The organism is Algoriphagus sp. SE2 (assembly GCF_039563885.1).
GTDB lineage: Bacteria > Bacteroidota > Bacteroidia > Cytophagales > Cyclobacteriaceae > Algoriphagus.
Map to the genome: position 1 here is coordinate 423,540 of NZ_JBCLWJ010000003.1, position 19,384 is coordinate 442,923.

Annotated in this window: 10 protein-coding genes; 6 read left to right on the forward strand and 4 right to left on the reverse strand. The window is 34.4% G+C overall.

Features of this window, described 5'->3' with window-relative positions; genetic code table 11:
• Window positions 1–16: 16 nt before the first annotated feature.
• A complete protein-coding gene (locus tag AAGF08_RS05870) occupies window positions 17–907 on the reverse strand; it encodes an alpha/beta hydrolase-fold protein (protein WP_343510177.1) in 891 nt (296 codons plus the stop codon).
• Between the two features lie 721 nt (window positions 908–1,628).
• Between AAGF08_RS05870 and AAGF08_RS05875 the strand changes: the two genes are divergently transcribed.
• The 5 genes from AAGF08_RS05875 to AAGF08_RS05895 are packed head-to-tail and all read left to right on the forward strand — an operon-like array spanning window position 1,629 to window position 12,838.
• Window positions 1,629–3,143, forward strand: a complete 1,515-nt coding sequence (locus AAGF08_RS05875; RefSeq protein WP_343510178.1) for a toll/interleukin-1 receptor domain-containing protein — start codon at window positions 1,629–1,631, stop codon at window positions 3,141–3,143.
• Entirely contained in the window at window positions 3,140–6,391 is a 3,252-nt protein-coding gene (locus tag AAGF08_RS05880; protein ID WP_343510180.1) for a hypothetical protein, read from the forward strand. Before AAGF08_RS05875 ends, AAGF08_RS05880 begins: the two co-directional genes overlap by 4 nt.
• A 2-nt stretch (window positions 6,392–6,393) precedes the next feature.
• Entirely contained in the window at window positions 6,394–9,156 is a 2,763-nt protein-coding gene (locus AAGF08_RS05885; RefSeq protein WP_343510181.1) for a TonB-dependent receptor plug domain-containing protein, read from the forward strand.
• Complete coding sequence (locus tag AAGF08_RS05890; RefSeq protein WP_343510182.1) at window positions 9,153–9,971, forward strand: class I SAM-dependent methyltransferase; 819 nt, start codon at window positions 9,153–9,155, stop codon at window positions 9,969–9,971. Before AAGF08_RS05885 ends, AAGF08_RS05890 begins: the two co-directional genes overlap by 4 nt.
• Window positions 9,971–12,838, forward strand: a complete 2,868-nt coding sequence (locus AAGF08_RS05895; RefSeq protein ID WP_343510183.1) for an MFS transporter — start codon at window positions 9,971–9,973, stop codon at window positions 12,836–12,838. Before AAGF08_RS05890 ends, AAGF08_RS05895 begins: the two co-directional genes overlap by 1 nt.
• 278 nt (window positions 12,839–13,116) lie before the next feature.
• Here the strand turns inward: AAGF08_RS05895 and AAGF08_RS05900 are convergent, their stop codons facing one another.
• Together AAGF08_RS05900 and AAGF08_RS05905 are read right to left on the reverse strand one after the other, a co-directional pair.
• The gene (locus tag AAGF08_RS05900) at window positions 13,117–14,610 is read right to left on the reverse strand and encodes an alpha/beta fold hydrolase (protein WP_343510184.1); all 1,494 of its coding nucleotides are present in this window, start codon (window positions 14,608–14,610) and stop codon (window positions 13,117–13,119) included.
• A 62-nt stretch (window positions 14,611–14,672) separates the two neighbouring features.
• The gene (locus AAGF08_RS05905) at window positions 14,673–15,233 is read right to left on the reverse strand and encodes a Crp/Fnr family transcriptional regulator (protein WP_343510185.1); all 561 of its coding nucleotides are present in this window, start codon (window positions 15,231–15,233) and stop codon (window positions 14,673–14,675) included.
• 188 nt (window positions 15,234–15,421) lie between these two features.
• Here AAGF08_RS05905 and AAGF08_RS05910 point away from each other — a divergent pair, with 188 nt between their 5' ends.
• Entirely contained in the window at window positions 15,422–16,789 is a 1,368-nt protein-coding gene (locus AAGF08_RS05910; protein ID WP_343510187.1) for a hypothetical protein, read from the forward strand.
• Window positions 16,790–17,291: 502 nt separating this feature from the next.
• Here AAGF08_RS05910 and AAGF08_RS05915 read toward each other — a convergent pair.
• Window positions 17,292–18,815: an arylsulfatase gene (locus AAGF08_RS05915; protein ID WP_343510190.1), complete on the reverse strand. Its 1,524-nt coding sequence runs from the start codon at window positions 18,813–18,815 to the stop codon at window positions 17,292–17,294.
• Window positions 18,816–19,384 lie beyond the last annotated feature (569 nt).

The window sequence follows — 19,384 nt, forward strand, 5'->3', positions numbered from 1 at the left end:
TGATAAATAAAAGTTTTTAATTATCTAGGATAATCCAAGGATAGGCCTTCCTGAATCCATTTCTCCAAGTTATATGAGAATGTCCAAGTTCTTTTTCTATATCAATTTTTATGTTATTCTTTGGAACCCCATACTTGAGAAGAATGTCCTGCATTCTTTTTACATTTTGTACGGTTGAAGGTTCTAAATCTCCTGCATTGAAATAAATTCTTTGATCCAGCACATATTTATTGTTCTCATGCAGACTGAATACTTCTTTATTAATCCAAAAAGAAGGTGAGAAAACAATAGCTCCGCCAAACACGCTTGGGTATTTCATGAGCATATAATAGGACATTAATCCTCCCAAAGAAGCGCCTCCTATGACGGTGTACTTTGCTTCTTTTTTTGTGCGAAATCGTTTATCAATCCAAGGCTTTAGACTTGAAACGATCCATTCAGCATGCTTATCACCCTCAAAATCATTATTCGAAAACCATTGAGTTGAAGGAAGTGGAGAGTACTCCTTTAACCTATCATCTGAGTTATATAAGCCAACAATAATGGATTGTTCCCCTGAAATTCTTCCTAGGCTGTCTAACACTTCGTCGAGCTGCCATTCATTTCCTTCAATTATCTTTTGATCAAATAGGTATTGACCATCTAAGAAATAGAGAACCGAATAATTGGATGTATCTAGCTCATAGTTTTCTGGTAAATAAATACCAATAGTTCTTTTTTCATGGAGGTATTCAATTTCAATAGTATCAGTAAGGATTTTTACGTTTTCAGATGCTGAATGCTCCATTTTCATCACCTTTTCTCTACGCTTTCTTTCTTCTAATACATTTGAAATTTTTTTGACGATAAGGTAAATACCAATAATTAAGAATATAGATCCAATTAAATAGAATATCCTTTTTTTCATTTTTTGTTAATCAGAAGCCAGCTTAAAAATGCTTATTCAACAAAATTATTGCCCCTTTCTTGGCTGCCCTAAAAGAAATTGTTTTTTAGGATAAGCTATTTCCTACCTGATCTCAGGGTAGGAAAACAGACTTATCTCGTGAATATAGTTATGAAATTGACTGTACCAAAGTGAATTAGGTCTATCCCAACTCAAATGAAGTACACATAAGAGCATCTAATTATTCTTTAAATAATAGAAGCAATTTCTGCTATCAGGAAAAATTGATTTGGCACATTTATTTAACAAATCTTTTTATATATTGATTTTGTAAGGAATAGATAGGTCTAAAATTGTAAAAAATCGATAAAAAAAGTTTTAACCAGTTAGAAATAGATTAAAATATATTCTAGTTAAACGTGGGGTTTAGTACTATTCCAAATTTTAAAAAGATCGGTTTACTGATTGTTAAATTTTTATACTTTTTTCTATTTCTTCATCAAATGAAAGATGCTGTTACATAAAAAACCCAAACCTTAAAAATTAATAATTCTTTTAAAGACATTTAATACTTAACTAGTGCTACGAGGCTAAAATGATTTAAAAGCGGAAATGTTTATTTTTTCTCTCTAAGAGCATAAATTAATTGGTTAATAGAAAAAACTAGCCTAAATCGATTAGTATTGGAATTATCAGTTTTTTGAATTGTACCAACTGATGTAAATGGTTAATAATACCCAGAATGACTCCAAAATTTGAAAAAGATATATTTATAAGTTACGCTCACATTGATGATGAATCCTTAATAGAAGGTGAAAAAGGTTGGATTTCAGAATTTCACCGTTCATTAAAAGTTCGTTTAACACAGTTGCTTGGTTATGAACCAAAAATTTGGCGTGATGACCGATTAAAAGGAAATGATGATTTTAGTGAGGAAATAATAAAAGGATTAAATGAAATTGCCTTACTTATTTCTATTCATTCTCCAAGGTATGTGAAATCAGAATGGTGTGTTCGAGAAGTGAACGAATTTTATAAGGTAGCTGAGACAAATATTGGAGCCAAAATCGGATCTAAATCAAGAATTTTTAAAGTTATTAAAACACCAATTGATCTAGAAGCACAAACGCCTTTTTTACAAGGGCTTTTGGGTTATGAGTTTTTTAAAATTGATCCTTTTTCGGGTAAACCCATCGAATTCAATAAGGTATTTGGTAAAGAGGCACAATTGGCTTATTGGGCAAAACTCGATGATTTGGCCCATGATATTGTTGCCCTACTAGACAAAATAAAGAATAATGAATTAACAAATAATCTAAAAACTGATGATTCTGCTTCTGAAGGTGAAAAGACGGAAGGTGAATCTGAACTGGGTAAAATATTCTTGGCAGAAACTAGTCTCAATCTGAAGGAAAACAGAGAATCTGTGAAGCGTACACTATTGGAAAAAGGTTATCAGGTACTTCCAGACAAAAATCTTCCTTTAGATGTTGATTCCTATAACGCGGAGGTAAAGGAGATGATAAGCGAAAGTATTCTTAGCATTCATATGATTGGTTCTAATTTCGGTTTTGTGCCCGAGGGGACAGAGAAGTCTAACGTACAATTGCAACTTGAAATGGCGAATTCACTTACTATTCCTGATTCAAAAGGGAGGTTGATTTGGATGCCACCACAAATAGAAATTAAGGATGAAAGACAAATTCGCTTTGTGGAAGAACTCAAAAACAGCGAAAGTATGCTAAATGGGGCTGATTTATTAATATCTTCTTTAGAGGATTTGGAGTTTGCAATTGAGGATAAATTAAAAGTTAAAAACACGTTATTAAGCACCTCGGAAGAAACCTCTGATAATGATGGCCCCAAACAGATATATTTAATTTGTGACCAGGCAGATATCGACGATGTTCAAGAACTTGACAACTTTTTATTTGATAAAGGCTTTGATGTAGTTCTTCCTGCATTTGAAGGAGATCAAACGGAGGTCAGGCTAGATCATCAGGAAAACTTGATAAACTGTGATGCAGTTTTAATTTACTATGGGAATGCAAATGAACTATGGTTGCGATCAAAAATGAGGGATTTGCTCAAGATAGCTGGATACGGTAGGAAGAAAAAGTTGCTGAGTAAAACGGTTTGTATAGCGAATCCAATGAACCCTCGGAAGGAAAGGTTCAGATCACATGAGTTGCAAGTGTTGAAATTAACCGATGATATAAATGCATCTATAGAACCATTTATAAAGGAAATTTCATGAGTGATTCAACCTATTTTAATCCATTTCCAGGTCTTCGCTCATTTGAGGAAGAAGAAGAGTATTTATTTTTCGGTCGTGAAAATCAGATAGATGAACTTCTGTCAAAATTAAACAAGACCAGACTGCTTGCTGTGGTGGGTGCATCTGGTTCTGGTAAATCATCCTTGGTTAAATCTGGCTTAATACCTGCTCTTCATTCGGGATACTTAAGCAATGCTGGCTCTGGATGGCGTATTTGTACTTTAAAACCAGGAAATGATCCAATAGGTAATTTATCTGAAGCTTTGTCTTCAGAAGAAATCTTGGGAGAGAATCAAGTGACCCCAAATACTTCAGCTATTATTGAATCTATTTTACGAAGATCCAGTAAAGGAATAGCGGAAACTATAAGACAGCTATCAGATTCAAAGGATCAAAATATATTAATTGTTGTTGATCAGTTTGAAGAGCTTTTTAGATTTTCAAAATATGAAAAATCAGTTTCTAAAGGAACAAGGGATGCTGTTGTCTTTATTAATTTACTTCTAGAAATTTCCGCCAGAACACAAGGTAGAATTTACATCGTTTTCACGATGCGTTCTGATTTTTTAGGAGACTGTTCTGAGTTTCGAGGTTTGCCAGAAGCTATCAATGATGGCCAATATTTGATCCCCAGGATGACTAGGGAAGAAAGAAAAGCTGCCATTACTGGGCCAATTGCGGTAGGGGGAGCACAGATTTCTCAGTCATTGCTTGCTAGATTACTCAATGACGTCGGTGATAATCCAGATCAACTTCCCATTCTTCAACACGCTTTAATGAGAACTTGGGATTACTGGACAAAAACCAGTTCGCCAGATAGTCCAATTGACTTAATACATTACGAAGCTATTGGAACAATGTCAAAGGCATTGTCTCTACATGCTGAAGAGGCTTTTGCTGAGATTAATGATGATGAGGGTAGAATTATTTGTGAGAAATTATTCAGATTCCTTACAGAAAAAAGAAACGATGGTAGGGGAGTTAGGCATCCAGGTTTGGTAAGTGATATCTGTGAATTAACCGGGGCAAGCTTGGAAAAGCTTACCCAAATTATAGATATATTCAGGAAACCTGGTAGGAGCTTTTTAATGCCACCTTTTGGCTTAGAAATTCATGAGGATACGATTATTGACATTTCACATGAAAGTCTAATGCGGGTTTGGGAAAGACTTCAAACCTGGGTGCAAGAAGAAATAGAGTCTGCAGAGCTCTATATTCGATTGGGGCAATCCGCTGAACTTTATCAAGAAGGTAAAACTGGGCTTTGGAGAGATCCGGAATTAATGATGGCTACCAATTGGAAGGCTAGTCAAAAGCCAAATGCCATATGGGCCAAGCGATATTATCCTTCTTTTGATAGAGCGATGAATTATTTGGAACATTCAATCTCTGAGAAGGAAAGGGAGATCAAGGCCGAGGAGCTTAAACGGAAAGCAGCTATTCTTAGATTAAGGATTTTTATCGGTATAATATCTATTGCCTGTATTGGGGCAATTTTTTTGGGGATTAAAGCAAAGTTGAGCGCAAATGAAGCAGTTGCCGCAAAAATTCTTGCAGATTCAAGTGCAGCTGAGGCTTTGAGACAGAAAGATATAGCAACAGAGAACGAAGAGCAGGCTAGGCTTTTCGCAAATGAAGCAGTTGCTGCAAAAATTCTAGCAGATTCAAGTGCAGCTGAGGCTTTGAGACAAAAAGATATTGCAACCCAAAATGAAGAGCGAGCTAGACTTTCAGAAATAGCTGCAATTGCGGCAAAAAATTCAGCAGATTCAAGTGCAAAAGTGGCTTTAACACAAAAACAAATAGCAGATGCAAATGCGGACAGTGCTAGGAGGTCAGAAATAAAAGCTTTGAATGCCCAAAGGGAGTCTAACAGATTAAGAATGTTAGCAGAAGCAAATAATCTTGCTATAAAATCTCAACAAATAATACAGGATCCTTTAAAGGACACAACCAGTTTGCAACTTGCTTTCTTGTCTTATGGGCTGAATAAGTTTTTGGAAGGTCCTCCAGATAACAGAATAATTTATGATGCATTGAAAGATCAACTTACAAAATCATATATAGAGAGTTATCAGGTAAGAAATGACAAAAAAAACAATCAATCTAGATACGATGAACGTTCTGCTGTTTTTGCAGACAATGAGAATTTTTATACTACAGGAGATGATGGAATCATCAAACATTGGAAACTTGAGGGGAGCCCAACAAGAATTGTTGAATTTGAACAATCAAGTAAAGTGGATGAAAATTTTAGCAAGCTTTTATTAAGCCCAGATAAAAGCTTATTGTTAGCTACTTCGGTCAATGGTAGTTTATATCTTTTTGAGACAAGTAATATCTCAAAATTGCCAGTGCCTGTTCAAAATGCTGACACTCCAATTACGTTTGCGGCATTTGTAGGATACGACCTTAACACGGTTGATCTTTTGGTTGGGTATTCAGATCGAGCGGTAGTTAATAGAATTGAGAAATCGACTCTATTACCTACAGAAATTCAAACTTTTGGTGATCAGGATTTCGGGAATGTCGGTCAATTTTCATCCTTTATCAATGGAAATGAGATTGGGGTATTTCTTACTGGTCAAGATTTTTTGAAATTCTTGAAAATTGAGAAATCACAGAATAATTACAATTACTCCGAACTAGTAGATATTCCAATTCCAAGAGAATTTACTGAAATAATTAGTTTTATTGGGTCTTCTAAATCTGGTAAATACATGGCTTTGGGAGGTGATAAGGGAAGGGTTGCACTGTTTAGTTTCACAGGTTCAAGGTATACGTATCAAAGGAATGTTCCCGGAAATATTTCAAGTATTACGGGTATCGTGTTTTCAAATGATGACAGTCAGCAGACAATCATTACTTCTGCATTTGATCATACTATTCACATCAACAGATTCTCAGATTCCAAAAATGAAGGTTTAATCTTAAAAGAAAGTCCGCTTTGGGTCAGAGGACTTGCCTTGTCTGATGATAATAAAAATATCATAGCTACCGGTCAAGGAGGATTTATAACAGTTTGGCCATCAAATATTGAAAATTTGGTAGCAAGCTTAAACAAGATTGAGGACATTCAGCAAATGTTGAATTCTGAAGTGAATACCGTAAAGATTAAAGATGAGATTGGAGAGGACTTATATGAAAGTATAGAAGTGGTAGATGCTGAAAATGAGGGAATGAGTAAATTCTGGCAATTTTTAACGAAGGAATATTTAAAAAATTGAACATGATAAAACTTAAATTTTTTATATCCATGAGTTTGTTGGTTTTATCGATTAGCTCGTATGCACAGCGGAAGTCTGATATGGATGATTCCTGTTTAGGTCAATATCGCTTAGCAATGGACTATTATGTTAATGGGGACTTTGAAAGATCTTTAAACTCTTTGGATGGGTATCAAGCATGTACAAATAAAGAAACTTCCGATTATTTGAAATTAAAGTCCATGATTTTAATTGTTCAGGAAAAGGAAGATGAAGCTAAAATCTATATATCGTCCTATGTGAAAACTAAATTCGATAATTACTATGAAGAAAATGATCCGGAATTATTTAAGGATTTAGTGGATGAAGAATTAGAAAGTTTAGCAAATAAAAGCATTACTTCTTTGTCTAAAAGTCCTGAAGATATCGAAGTAGCCCCAGCATCAGTACTGGTTATAAAAGAAGAAGATTTTAATAAAAGAGGATATCTGGATATAATTGACTTGCTAAATGACGTGCCAGGATTTGATATCTCCAAAATCTTTGCCACCACTTATGCCAATGTTTATCAAAGAGGTTTTAGACAAGATAATACTGAAAGAACTTTGGTTATGATTGACGGGATTGAAGAGAATGACATTTGGTCCAATATAGCCTATCTATCCCGACAGTATCCCTTGACCAACATTAGCTCCGTTGAAATAATTTACGGTCCAGCTTCTACTATTTATGGTCCAAGATCCTTTGCAGGAGCCATCAATATAGTTACCAAGAAACCTGCAAATCTCATAAAAAGAAAAAGTGATCGGGATGACCCAAAATTGTATTTAGGAGTTAATGGTAAAATCACTGGGGCATCATTCGGGACTCAGGTTGCTGAGTTGAATGTTGCAGGTTCGCAGAAGAATTTTTCGTTTTTGCTTACGGGGAGATTGTTTGATTCAGATGGTCATGATATGAGCAATACTTCTTTTTTTGATTATAATCCGAATGACTTAAATGGTCTAATTTATAATGAGGAGCGGATGAAATCTTTATCATTTAAAGATAATCCTGCTACAACAGTTAATGAATTGGAGGTAGAGATGAATCGGTTGGGACTAAAACCAGGAAGTCCCTTTTATGATTATTATGAAGTCAATGCAGGTGGTACAGAATTAAAAATAAATCCAGACTCTGCAAGTAGTATTTTGAATATTTTAAAGAGGAGAGATTTAGAAAAATACAATTCCAAAGTGAATGGTAGTAATGTGGGTTTTTCCGGAACTAATAAGCATTCTTATTTTGGAGGTAAGATATTGTTTAATGATTTTGAATTTGGTTTCAGAACTTGGAACGTACAGCAAAATTTTAATTATTATCAGGATTTATTTACGGCTGGAGCTAATAATGGAAGTAAATGGAAGCCAGTAAATTCAACTTTTTATTCTAAATATAACAAGAGGTTTGAGTTCATTTCTATTTCCAATACCTTATCCTATGTGGTACATGGTATAGAAGGGAATTCCAAATTAGTTTCCTATAATTCATTCTATAATCTCTTGGATACCAATAGCAGTTCTTCTGGTTTATCTGTGTTGAATTTCTTGTTTCCAGATTCACTAGTTAATGGTGATAAACAAGGGTGGAAAGAGACTTTTTATTTTTATAAAGCAAGTCAATTAAGGAATGACCTTAAGGTGAATGTGGTCAGAGATAGGTTTAATGCTATGTTAGGTATTGAAGTAAGACAAAGTATGCTTCAAGGAGATTACCTAAGATATAATACCTATGCCATTGAAGAAGAAAGGCCTGATGTATATCCTCAAGAAATAGGTACGGTTAACAATCAAGATGAAGGGTCAAATTCTTACAGTGTTTTGGATATAGGTTTGTATTCACAGATTTCCTATCAGTTTATTCCGGAGAAACTATACTTTACAGCTGCTGGTAGATTAGATAATAATAAGATTCGTGCCACTGGTGGTTTTGGGACTAGATTCAATCCAAAATTAGCGATGGTTTATAAACTTAAAGATGTGGTGGTGAAAGCTATTTTTTCACAAGGAATTCAAAACCCATCACAGTTCACAAAATTTTCGACGACAGGTGTACGGGCTGCCAATCCAAATTTGAGTCCAGAAAAAATTAGAAATTTGGAATTTGTTGTACAAGGAGTAAGAAAGCCTAACATTAATTGGGATGCATCGATTTTTATTTCTCGAGTAAATGATGCTGTAGCCCTTAGTACCGAAAATGGTCTCAGGGCCTCTTATAATAATATTGGAACTTATTCCATTATTGGCTCCCAAGGAAATTTGATGCTCAGACCTTTCCAAAATGGAATTTCATTTTATACCAACTATTCTTTAACCTATTCAAAAGAAATCGATAATTCAACCTCTGATGGTTCCATTGATGTGGCTGATATTGCGAGGTTCAAGGCAAACTTTGGATTAAATATCCCTAAAACTATCAATCAAAACCAGCTTAATTTGAACCTAAGGTCAAATTACGTAGGACAAAAACTTGTTGGACCTGGAACAACAGTACCCGGAAATATGGGATTAGACGGATCGGGCAAAATACCTAGTTACACTATTTTTAATGGTTCCTTTATGTATTCACATAATAAAATTCCTTCATTAAGGCTACAAATTACAGTCAACAATATCTTGAATGCCTTATATTACTCACCTGGGCCTCGAACAGCTAATGGGGACTATATAAATAATTATAATGGTTTTGTTCCTTACGTTCCTCAGGAAAGTCGTAATTATAGATTTAGTTTAATTCTTGAAATATGAATAAAATAATTCAAGATTATAAAAAGAGGGATGTTGATTTTTCCCTTATTCACAATGAGTCAGATGAAGTTTATTTTAAGTTGATAGACCTTATGGCAATTTGTGATGGACAAGCATTTTTGGATATTGGAGGAGGTTATGGTTCTTTTTTATATAAACTTTTGAACCGCATTCCAGATACTAGAATGAAATATTATCTCTGGGATTCAAACAAACCTTTCATTGCAAAAGCTATTAGAGATTACGAAAAATGTGCTAATAAGGACTCAAATATTGATGTTAGTTTTGTTCATAATAATGGATTGAATATCTCAGAAGATCATTCAAAGTTTGATGTGATCCTCTGTAAAATGTTTATTCATGAAATCCCAAAATCAGATAAGGAAAAAGTTTTTAATAATATTTACTCTTTGCTAAAACCGGGAGGAAGGGTCTATTTCTGGAAGCCTGATCTTTCTGAAAAGAACTACGATTTTTATAGAAGAGTGATAGCAAAAAAAGATCAATTAGCAGATTTTGAAAACTTAGCTAAGGAGCGTGATTTTTTATTAAACACAGAGCTTGAAGCCCATTTAGCTAATTCTGGTTTTCAGGAAATTAGTAAATTGTTTGACTTTGATTATATACTTCATACGGATAGGAGACTAGTTTCAGAATTCAGAAATGAAACTAAAAAACTATTAGAGTGGAATGATTTTGTAAAGAAGGAACATGAAAGATTAAATCAAACAGGTTTCACGCCTATTAAAGAGGATAAGTCTATCAATAGAATAACAATAGATTTTAAAAGAATTATATACTCAGCCTTAAGGTGATGGGAAAGTCTCAGTCAAAGACGAAAACCGGATTTTTACAAAATCGATCCCTTGTTTTACAAGTATCGCATTCCTTTTTCACCTTTATTTTTGTTGCCATATTTTTTTCTGTAGCTACTATTGAATTTGTCAGAAATTTTGAAAAAAGTTTTTTACCAGTTGGCTATTTATTTTCCGGAGTTATAGGATACGCTTTAATCATTATTTACGGAAAGTTTTTTAATAAACTTGGGAAGAAAGCCTTTTTCCTACCCCATTTATTTATGTTGGCTAGTGCTTCCCTTTTTTGGGTAGGATTCTTATTTATTTCTCCTGAAAGCTTCTCTTCCAAAGTACTGAGTTTTTTGGTTTACATATTTTGTACACCTTTCATCTATCTGGTTTCAAATCAACAAGCTGGTTTATTAATAAAAATCTATAATATTCGGGAAAGCAAAGAGTATTCTGGTATTATTTCTTCTGCTGGAACTTTGGCTTTTATCGTAGGTTATTTTTCAGTTCCGTCTCTAACAAAACTTTTAGGCTCAAATCTCAATTTGCTATGGGTAGCAATTTTAGGCTTGCTTGTAGGGTTTTTTATTTTAATAAAAATAGTAAAGACTCTAAAAATTGAAAAACCGGCTGATAATTCCAATCTAAAAAAAGCTGTAAAGCAACAATCATATAGAGAATTATTAAGTAGGAAATTCATTCTTTTTATAGCAATAAGTGGAGGTATCTCAACTATTGCTTATTACTTCGTTGATTATAGCTTCCTTGTTAATTCTCAGGAAGCATTTAAAGATAACCCGCAACAGTTGGTGATATTCATTGGGTATTTCTTAGGGCTTGTTAAGATTTTTGAATTTTTATTAGGGATTTATTCAGCTAAATTTTTTAGAAATTTTGGCTTAAAAACAGGTTTGGTCATCTTACCTATCCTATGTCTTTTATTCGTTTCTCTTTCTATTTTAGCCTCATTTGATGAAGACTATATTTTTGCTTTAGCTGTTTTTGTATTTGCCTTAAAGTTTTTCGAAAGGATATTTAAAAAGTCAATCGAGGAACCTGCTTATAAGAATTTATATCAAATTTTAGACCCTGCTGAGCGACTTTTAGTTCTGGCCAAAATTGAGGGAGGAACGAAACAGATATCAGTAATTATAGGCAGTTTGATCTTAATTGTCTATGGATGGGTTACCGCTCCGGAAAACATAAGAATGGGCATCCTCTATTTGAGTTTAGCACTATTTATTGTTTGGGTATTTTTTGCATTTAAGCTTGTTGGCGCCTTTAAAGATGAAATTAAGAAAATATTAGAGGCAAAGCATATCAAAAGTAAGAGTGATCATTTATTAGGTTGGGACAAATTAATGATTCTGATTAATGGAGCTAAGAAAGATATTTCATTAGCAAAGGCAGCAAATACTATTTTGGGGAATAAGTTTTTCCCAAGTAGCCAAGATCAAGACCTGAAGATCGAAAAGGAGCAAGGTATTAAGATAAATGACATACGAACAGAGCTAAAAACTCCCGTATTTATCTTACCTCCCAAAGACGATTTTGTAGTGGAAAAACATGCTGCTTTTAAAAACAACTTTGATAAGAATGCCTTGCTTGAAATGGCTATGAAGGGTGAGAGTACTTCAGGAGATAAACTTAATTTTCTTGTTAGAAAATTTAATGAAGCCAAGCAAATTGAAGAGAAGAGGTTTGTTTTAAATTTAATTGGAAGAATTAATACAGATGAAAGTAAGGAGTATTTAGTACAAATGACTACTTATCCTGACTACGTAATTAAAATGCAGGCCTACTATTATCTTGAATTTCTTCACTATAAAATTGACGATGAAAATGATCAACAATTCTGGTCAAATCTTGAAAATGTCTTAGAAGAGCTTACTTATTTAATTTCTATTATGAGTTCATTGCCAGATACTAATTCATTTCTGGACTTGAACAATGCATTGAAGGAGGAAGAGAGAATATTAGAGAATAGAGTTCTTTCCTTATTAACCTGGAAATATGATCAGGCATCCATTATCGCAATACGTAAAAGTGTTTTCTCTGAAAATGAGGATAATAATTTATTAGCACTTGAATTATTTGATAATCTCCTTGAAATGGAAATCAAGGAAAAGATTCTAACATTATTTAATAAGTCGACCAATTATGACAGGTTGAAAGTTCTGAGTAAGTGGTTTTATTATCCTTTGCTGGATGAAAAGAAGGCTATTATTTCGATTTTAAATTCTGATTACACAAAAGTTGGTAATTGGTCTAAAGCTTGTGCATTAAAGGTTATAATTGATAAGGTAGGAGAGGAGTACTTTCAGATAATGAAAAGTTTTTTGCATCACCCCAACTTATTTTTAAGGTCGATGTCTTTTAATTATTTTACAGGTCATTTAGTTGGAAATAGTGAGAATCGAGAATCGAGAAGAATTTTAGAAGTAATCCATTCACGAACAAATAACTCGTTACCTGACTCACTTATGGTTTATGACTTAGTGAAAATTATGGGTTCACATAACTTGTTCTCTAAAATTTCTACCAGTGAGTTGATTCCTATTGCATCACATGCAAAACTAGAAACCTCAGGTAGTAAATTGGTGATTAGCCAAAATGATAATATGTCACCGGCCTTACTATTGGATACCACGATAGAATTGAAATATGCGGAGGGTTTTGATTTGAACTTTGAAGAGAAGGATTTTATTGGTCCACATTCATTTAGTTCCGAAAAAGTGATGAGTATAAAAATCCTTGGTTCTACTAATTATTATTCTTTTGACTCCAGTCTTTTTCAAAATTTAATTAGTACTTCAGATATTTTTATGGGTAGTTTATTAGCTGATGAGAGAGGTCTGTCATATATAAAAAATTAACTGATTACTCGCTATTCAGCTAGGTCAATGGGGATGCTAATTTTGTATTGGTTTAATGCTTGCTTCCCGCGTTCATCTACAAATGGTCGATTCACCTGATTCATTCATGTTTTCACTTTTCACAGAAGATTCTTTGCAGGAAGAAAGAAGGACGGCTCCAAGGATAAAAAATAATAAGTGTAATTGTTTCATACTGAAATAATTATTACCAATAATGAGCAAATGTGTAGCTGGGCAATTAGTCAACATTGTCAAATATACAATGTTGTAAAAACTTTTTATTCAGTTTTAAATTTGGGTTTTCTAATTAGTTCAAAACAATCAGAGTTTGGTTTTTCTCTTGGGTTGTTGAAAAATTCATTTGCCAGTATCATTGCACATTGATTCCCCCAGTTCGTTGTTGGGGTGTGTTTCCACCCTTTAAAAACGAAATAATAGCTATTTGTAAAATTAGGTATCATTGACTTTGCCCATTTTACTGGAGTTTCATTGTCATAATCTCCATTGATAAATAAAACGGGAATGTTGCTTTGGACTGCTTTATTTTCAATTTCTGCTACCTTTCTCACACCCCATATTGAACATACTTCATTGTCAAAGACGGCAGGTGATAAACCTTTAACTTCTGGATATTTATTTGTCTCCTGCTCAATTTTCTCCAAGGAGTTGAATGGGTTTTCTTCTGCGCACCAAACTGAAAGGCGCATTCCTATTCCTGCTCCTCCATCTGGTTCTTGAAACAAATATGTCAATTGTTCTTTAACAGAGGTCAAGTCATTATTCAATAACTTATTTATCTCAAAAGGAACATCTGGTATACCTCCTGTTGAGGCTGACGTAAATACTGTTATCAAGTCTTTTCCTTCTAAGTAAAATAGCTCTGTTTTTCCATTAGTAGGATTCGCCACTTCAACCTTTAAGGGATTCTTCGTTTTTTCTTTTAAATACTCAAAAAATCGATTTTTAATTTTTGGATAAGCTGCATTGCATTCTACATTGTTTTCACAGTCAACAAGCAATTTTTCAACTGATTCCAAAAGATTTTGCACGCTTTCTTCATCATAATTGACTTCTAAGGGGAGGGGCGAGTCCATTACAACGCTTCTGATTTTTTCCGGATAATCTCGCATTAATACTTGTGCAATTTTAGTACTGTAAGAAATTGTAAGCAGGTTGTACTGCTCAATTCCTAATACATTTACCAAATCATTTATATCCGCCGCAATTTCATTGGTATTGTAACTATTTAGGTCTATGCCTTTTTGTTCGAGACTTTCCTTGCAGGATTGGGCAGCTTTCTGGAAAAGCTCATCAGATTTTGAGTTATCAAAATGAGGTTGATTAGATTCATAAATTGCTTTTGACCATTCTGGGCAATCCAAATGAGGTTTTGCATAATAATTTCCTCGTTGTTCTACGAGTATAAGATCTCTTTCATCGAGATATTTATAAAAATTCATATACTGGGACGTTGGCATTGTTGTAGAGCCGGGACCGCCAACGGTGTAAATGATTGGGTCTTTCTTTGGGTTTTTACTGCGACTTTTGAAAATATAAACTGGAATTTTGATGGTTTTGCTATTGGTGTTTTGCCTATTTTCCAACAACTCTAAATATCCAAACGTATATTCTTGCCACTCCTTAATTTTATGAGTCGTCTTTTTTGATTCCTTAAAATTAGGCGTAAAATGAATATTCTTTTGTCCAAAACTGTCTGAGTATATCAGTAAAACAATTAGGTAGATGAGATATTTTAATAGAGCCGATTTCATACGTTACGCATTGAAATTTTTTGCAAAAAAATAAAACGAAGGCACTTAAACATTCACATTTGTTAAGAAATCGACTTCTTCTTAATTCTGCTTAAACTTTGTTCAGAAACTCCCAAATAAGACGCAATGTACTTTTGAGGAACTCTTTGAAAAAGTTCTGGATCTCTTTTTACCAACGCATCGTACTTTTCATTCAGATTGAGCAGTTGCATATCTGCCAATTTTTCTACCGTTGAGAGGAAAGCTTTTTCCGCAATAACTCTACCCAATCTCTCGATTTGAGGTGACTCGTTATAAAGGTTTGTTAATTCTTTTTTATTAAACTCTAGATAATTGCTGTTCTCTATACTTTCAATAAATATTTGATTGGGAGTTCCCTTTAAAAAACTTGTAAAATCAGTCGCAAACCAGTTTTCAAAAAAGAAATGATGTGTGAAGTCTTTCCCATCGATGATTTTATACCCTCTTAACAGTCCTTTTTTAAGGAATAAAATTCTATTTATAGGTTTATTGGGATAGAATAGAATTTGGTTCTTTTCAATATTCTTTTCAATTGCTATACTCTTTAAAAGGCGAAAACTTTCATCTGAAAAAGTTAAATGTGATTGGATGATATCTTTCATTTTTCTACTAATGGGAAGAGATTGTTTTTATTGCTTGTATTTATGTTAGCAAGCACCGACAATCATTGCCTTTGCTCTTTCGTGTGAAATATATACTTATTCTAAAACAATAATGGTATTGTTGGGTTAGTAACTGGCATTCAATCTCGATCTTAGGGATCCCTTAATCGAGAATTACCCCTAATCAAATGAGAAAAATACCGCTTTTATTAATCCTGATATTCTTTTCCTTTGATCCTCTTGCAATTAGTCAAACATTAATTGATAATTCCAGCTCTCCCAATAAACTCCGGGTGTTTATCGATGGATGTGAGCGGAGAGATGGAGGCTGTGATATGGATTTTATCAGAACGGAAATTACGGCGGTTGACTTCTACAGGGATAATCAACTGGCTGACGTCTTTGTGCTCATTAACGATAACAGATCTGGTGGCGGTGGACGACAATATCAACTGATTTTTATAGGTCAACAAAACATTCATGCGGGAAGAACAGACACCCTCTATGTAAATAACAAACAGACAGATACCGACTTTGAAGTGAGGGAAAAACTTACCCGGTTTATCAAATTAGGTTTGGCTCCGTATGTTGCGAAGACCCAGGCAGGAGAGGGAGTGATTATCGACATGAAAGCTGACTCTGGCTTTCTTGAAAATAATGAACAGGAAATGTTTGACCCCTGGAACTTCTGGGTTTTTAATATTGGTAGTGATGCGAACATTGAATTGGAAGAGTTAAGCAGAGACACCAATTTTGGTGCAGACTTCAATGTGAACCGGATTACAGATAATTGGAAAATCAACATATCCGGGAGAGTTAATGAAAGGTTTAGAACCACGGTTAGAAAGGAACCAAGAGTTGATGAAAATGGAGATCCTGTTCTTGATGACAACGGCAACCAGATCATCGATGAAGTTGAGAGCGATTTTGATGTATCAGAATTTGGGTTTGGTCACCAGCTTGTAAAGTCCATATCACCCCAATGGTCTTATGGATATGATCTCGATGGTCGTCAGAATACTCGTTTTAATTACAAATTTCAAGTCAGCTTTAGACCAGCTATAGAGTACAATTTTTTCCCGGAATCAGAGCAGAATTCTAGGTTCCTACGAGTTAACTATGGGATTGAAGTCAGGAACAATAGATATGTAGAGGAAACGATTTATGGTGCAGTTCAAGAAACCAGAACTCTCCAAAGCTTGAGAGTCAGTCTGGGACTAACTCAACGATGGGGTAATCTACAAGTTGGATATCGTCTGAGATCTTATCTGGATGATTTTAGCTTTTGGACTACAGGTTTGAATATTAGTGCTGAAGTCCGTGTGACAGGGAATTTTTCGTTTTTTGTTAGGGCAGAAGGTAACTACGTAAAGGACCAGATTTACCTGGCATCAGGAGATTTCTCCGAACAGGATATTTTGAGCGGAAGAGTAACCCTGCCCTCAGCATATACCATCGATACTAGATTTGGGCTTAATTTTCGGTTTGGTTCCAATCTCAATAACTTCGTGAATCAACGATTCTTCGGAAGAGCTAATTTTGTTGGGAATGATTGATAAATCATTTTGGGGGTGATAGGATTAAGCGAATGGGAATACTACACGAATTATGACAGGAAAATATTTATTTCAAATCCGTTTGCAAAAGAGCGCTTTTAAGATTTTTAAGTTTTGGCGATTTGCTTAAAATTTTTCGGTTCTCGAACCAAACAATTTGTCTCATAACCTTTATTTTAGGCTTCATCCAGATTAAATTTTCCTGTTCTTCCAGACGCTCCTAAAATCAGAATTTTCATTCCTAATTTTCCGGGTTTTTATATTTCTGCTAACGGCTAGTATAAGCGTAGTGCGGGGCTTCGGAACAATTACTGTCCTACTGCAATAAACTTTATTAGAAGCCAAAATACTCAATTTCAGCAATTCAACCCGCATTACTAATATACAAAGTTGGCAAATCGTTTTTACCCCATAACATCAAAACTCCACAAGATGATGTGTAAATCAATCTTGTGGAGTTCGTTTATTAATTGCTTTATATTTAACTTCTTTAGTTTAATTACTAGTTATTTACTTTTTTCAATAAAGCACCAAAATCATCTAACTGAACCGAGAAACTTTCTTGGCTTGGTGGGAATTCTTTAAAGGTTTTAAGAAATTCACCAATATGCCCTCCTACTTGTCCAAGTACCCAACTTCTGTTTTCAGCCCATTCATCGTAACCACGCGCTTTAGTAAAACGCTCAAACGGATCTAATTTTAGGTTAATTATGATAGGTGTACTTAAAAGGGTTTGTGGCGAACGGAACCATTTTTCCTGATCTCTAAACAATACTTTCCAGTCGCCATAACGCATACCATGTAGGGTGGTTTCAGTAAAATAGAAAAATTCTTTACGTTTGGTTTTTCCATTATTTAAAATCAGGTCACTTTGGTCATATCCATCTAAATGTACCTTGTAGTTTTTGCCACCAAAAGATCTTCCCTTTTTCAAATCCTCAACTAATGTATCCTCGCCAAGCAGTGATAATAGGGTGGGCATCCAATCTTCCATAGTCATAAACTCCCCTGTCGTAGAACCTGCAGGGATATGACCATCCCATTTTACAACCATAGGTACTCTGAAACCACCTTCCCATCCACCTACACCTTTTTCGCCATGGAAAGGCTGATTACCTCCATCTGGCCAGCTGTTAGAGGCTGCTCCGTTGTCGGTTGAGAACATTACAATTGTATTTTCATCTACTCCTAATTCTTCTAATAAATCCAATAATTCTCCAACATCATCGTCTAATTCTTTCATACCATCGGCATATAAACCGTATCCTGTAATTCCATCGTAATGGTCGTTTAGGTTGGTACGATAGTGCATACGCGTCATGTTATGCCAGACAAAAAATGGTTTATCATCATTTACAGCATCTTTTATAAAGCGTTTAGATTGCTCTAGAACTTCTTGGTCCAAGTTTCTTTGACGCTCTTTTCCCCAAGGCCCTAAGTCTTCAACTTCTTGTTCACCATTACCTTTAGCTATAGAATGAATAACACCTCGTTCTGCTAGATTATTCTCGATAACAAATTTTTCATCTTTGGGGAAATCATATTGCTCAGGATATTCTCCAGCATTTAAGTGATATAAAATTCCGAAAAATTCGTCAAATCCGTGAGCTGTTGGTAAAAACTCATCACGATCCCCCAAGTGGTTTTTACCAAACTGTCCTGTAGCATATCCCATCGGCTTCAACAATTCGGCAATTGTTGGGTCTTTTGCTTGTAAGCCTTGTGGCGCTCCTGGTAAACCAACGGTACTTAAACCCGTTCTCATAGGATATTGCCCTGTAATAAAAGCGGCACGACCAGCTGTACAAGATGCTTGTCCGTAATGATCCATAAAAATCATACCTTGATCTGCTATACGATCGATATTTGGGGTTGTACCTCCCATCATACCGCGGTGGTAAGCACTAATATTCCACATCCCAACGTCATCACCCCAAATGATAAGGATATTTGGTTTTTTGTTGTTTTGTGCCATAGCCATTGTAAATGAAAGGAAGGCTATTAAACAAAATGATAAATTTCTCATGTTATTCAATGTTTAAAATTTATACGTTTTATTTTAAAAGATTTCCAATGGTCTTTTATATGAAAAGTAGCGGATTTTATACACTAATTTTTCAGCCATACTATGACCTTTAATTTATTTATTTTCTTTCGATTTAACCATTAAACCGCTTTTTTTTAAAAATGTTGTTGGAAAACGTCTTTCATTCATTTATCGACATTCTTTAAATAGAAATATCCATTTGCTAATAGAGTAAGTCCAAATACTTTGTGGATTTCACCATTCTTATTCAGTGTTTCTATTAAAAACGCAACAGCAAATAATAAAAGACCATAGTTCCCAAACTGATACAGATATCCAATTCCACCCCCTTATGGTTTCAAATATTTTTGGTTCACTATAATAAGTCTCCAAGGCTGTATAATAAGTTCCAAGAGTGAGTCCAAAAGCAACTAACATCAAAAGAATACACACCAGGGTTAATGTATGAAGTGTTGGGCATTTTGGAACATTTCATTTTCAACTTACCGAATATTTCATTTTTATCTATTATATTCATTTCACGACTAGTTGCCCGATGTTTTATAGTT

Coding starts and splice junctions, on each gene's coding strand:
- AAGF08_RS05870 (WP_343510177.1), bottom strand. CDS start 907: ATGAAAAAAAGGATATTCTATTTAATTGGATCTATATTCTTAATTATT.
- AAGF08_RS05875 (WP_343510178.1), top strand. CDS start 1,629: ATGACTCCAAAATTTGAAAAAGATATATTTATAAGTTACGCTCACATT.
- AAGF08_RS05880 (WP_343510180.1), top strand. CDS start 3,140: ATGAGTGATTCAACCTATTTTAATCCATTTCCAGGTCTTCGCTCATTT.
- AAGF08_RS05885 (WP_343510181.1), top strand. CDS start 6,394: ATGATAAAACTTAAATTTTTTATATCCATGAGTTTGTTGGTTTTATCG.
- AAGF08_RS05890 (WP_343510182.1), top strand. CDS start 9,153: ATGAATAAAATAATTCAAGATTATAAAAAGAGGGATGTTGATTTTTCC.
- AAGF08_RS05895 (WP_343510183.1), top strand. CDS start 9,971: ATGGGAAAGTCTCAGTCAAAGACGAAAACCGGATTTTTACAAAATCGA.
- AAGF08_RS05900 (WP_343510184.1), bottom strand. CDS start 14,610: ATGAAATCGGCTCTATTAAAATATCTCATCTACCTAATTGTTTTACTG.
- AAGF08_RS05905 (WP_343510185.1), bottom strand. CDS start 15,233: ATGAAAGATATCATCCAATCACATTTAACTTTTTCAGATGAAAGTTTT.
- AAGF08_RS05910 (WP_343510187.1), top strand. CDS start 15,422: ATGAGAAAAATACCGCTTTTATTAATCCTGATATTCTTTTCCTTTGAT.
- AAGF08_RS05915 (WP_343510190.1), bottom strand. CDS start 18,815: ATGAGAAATTTATCATTTTGTTTAATAGCCTTCCTTTCATTTACAATG.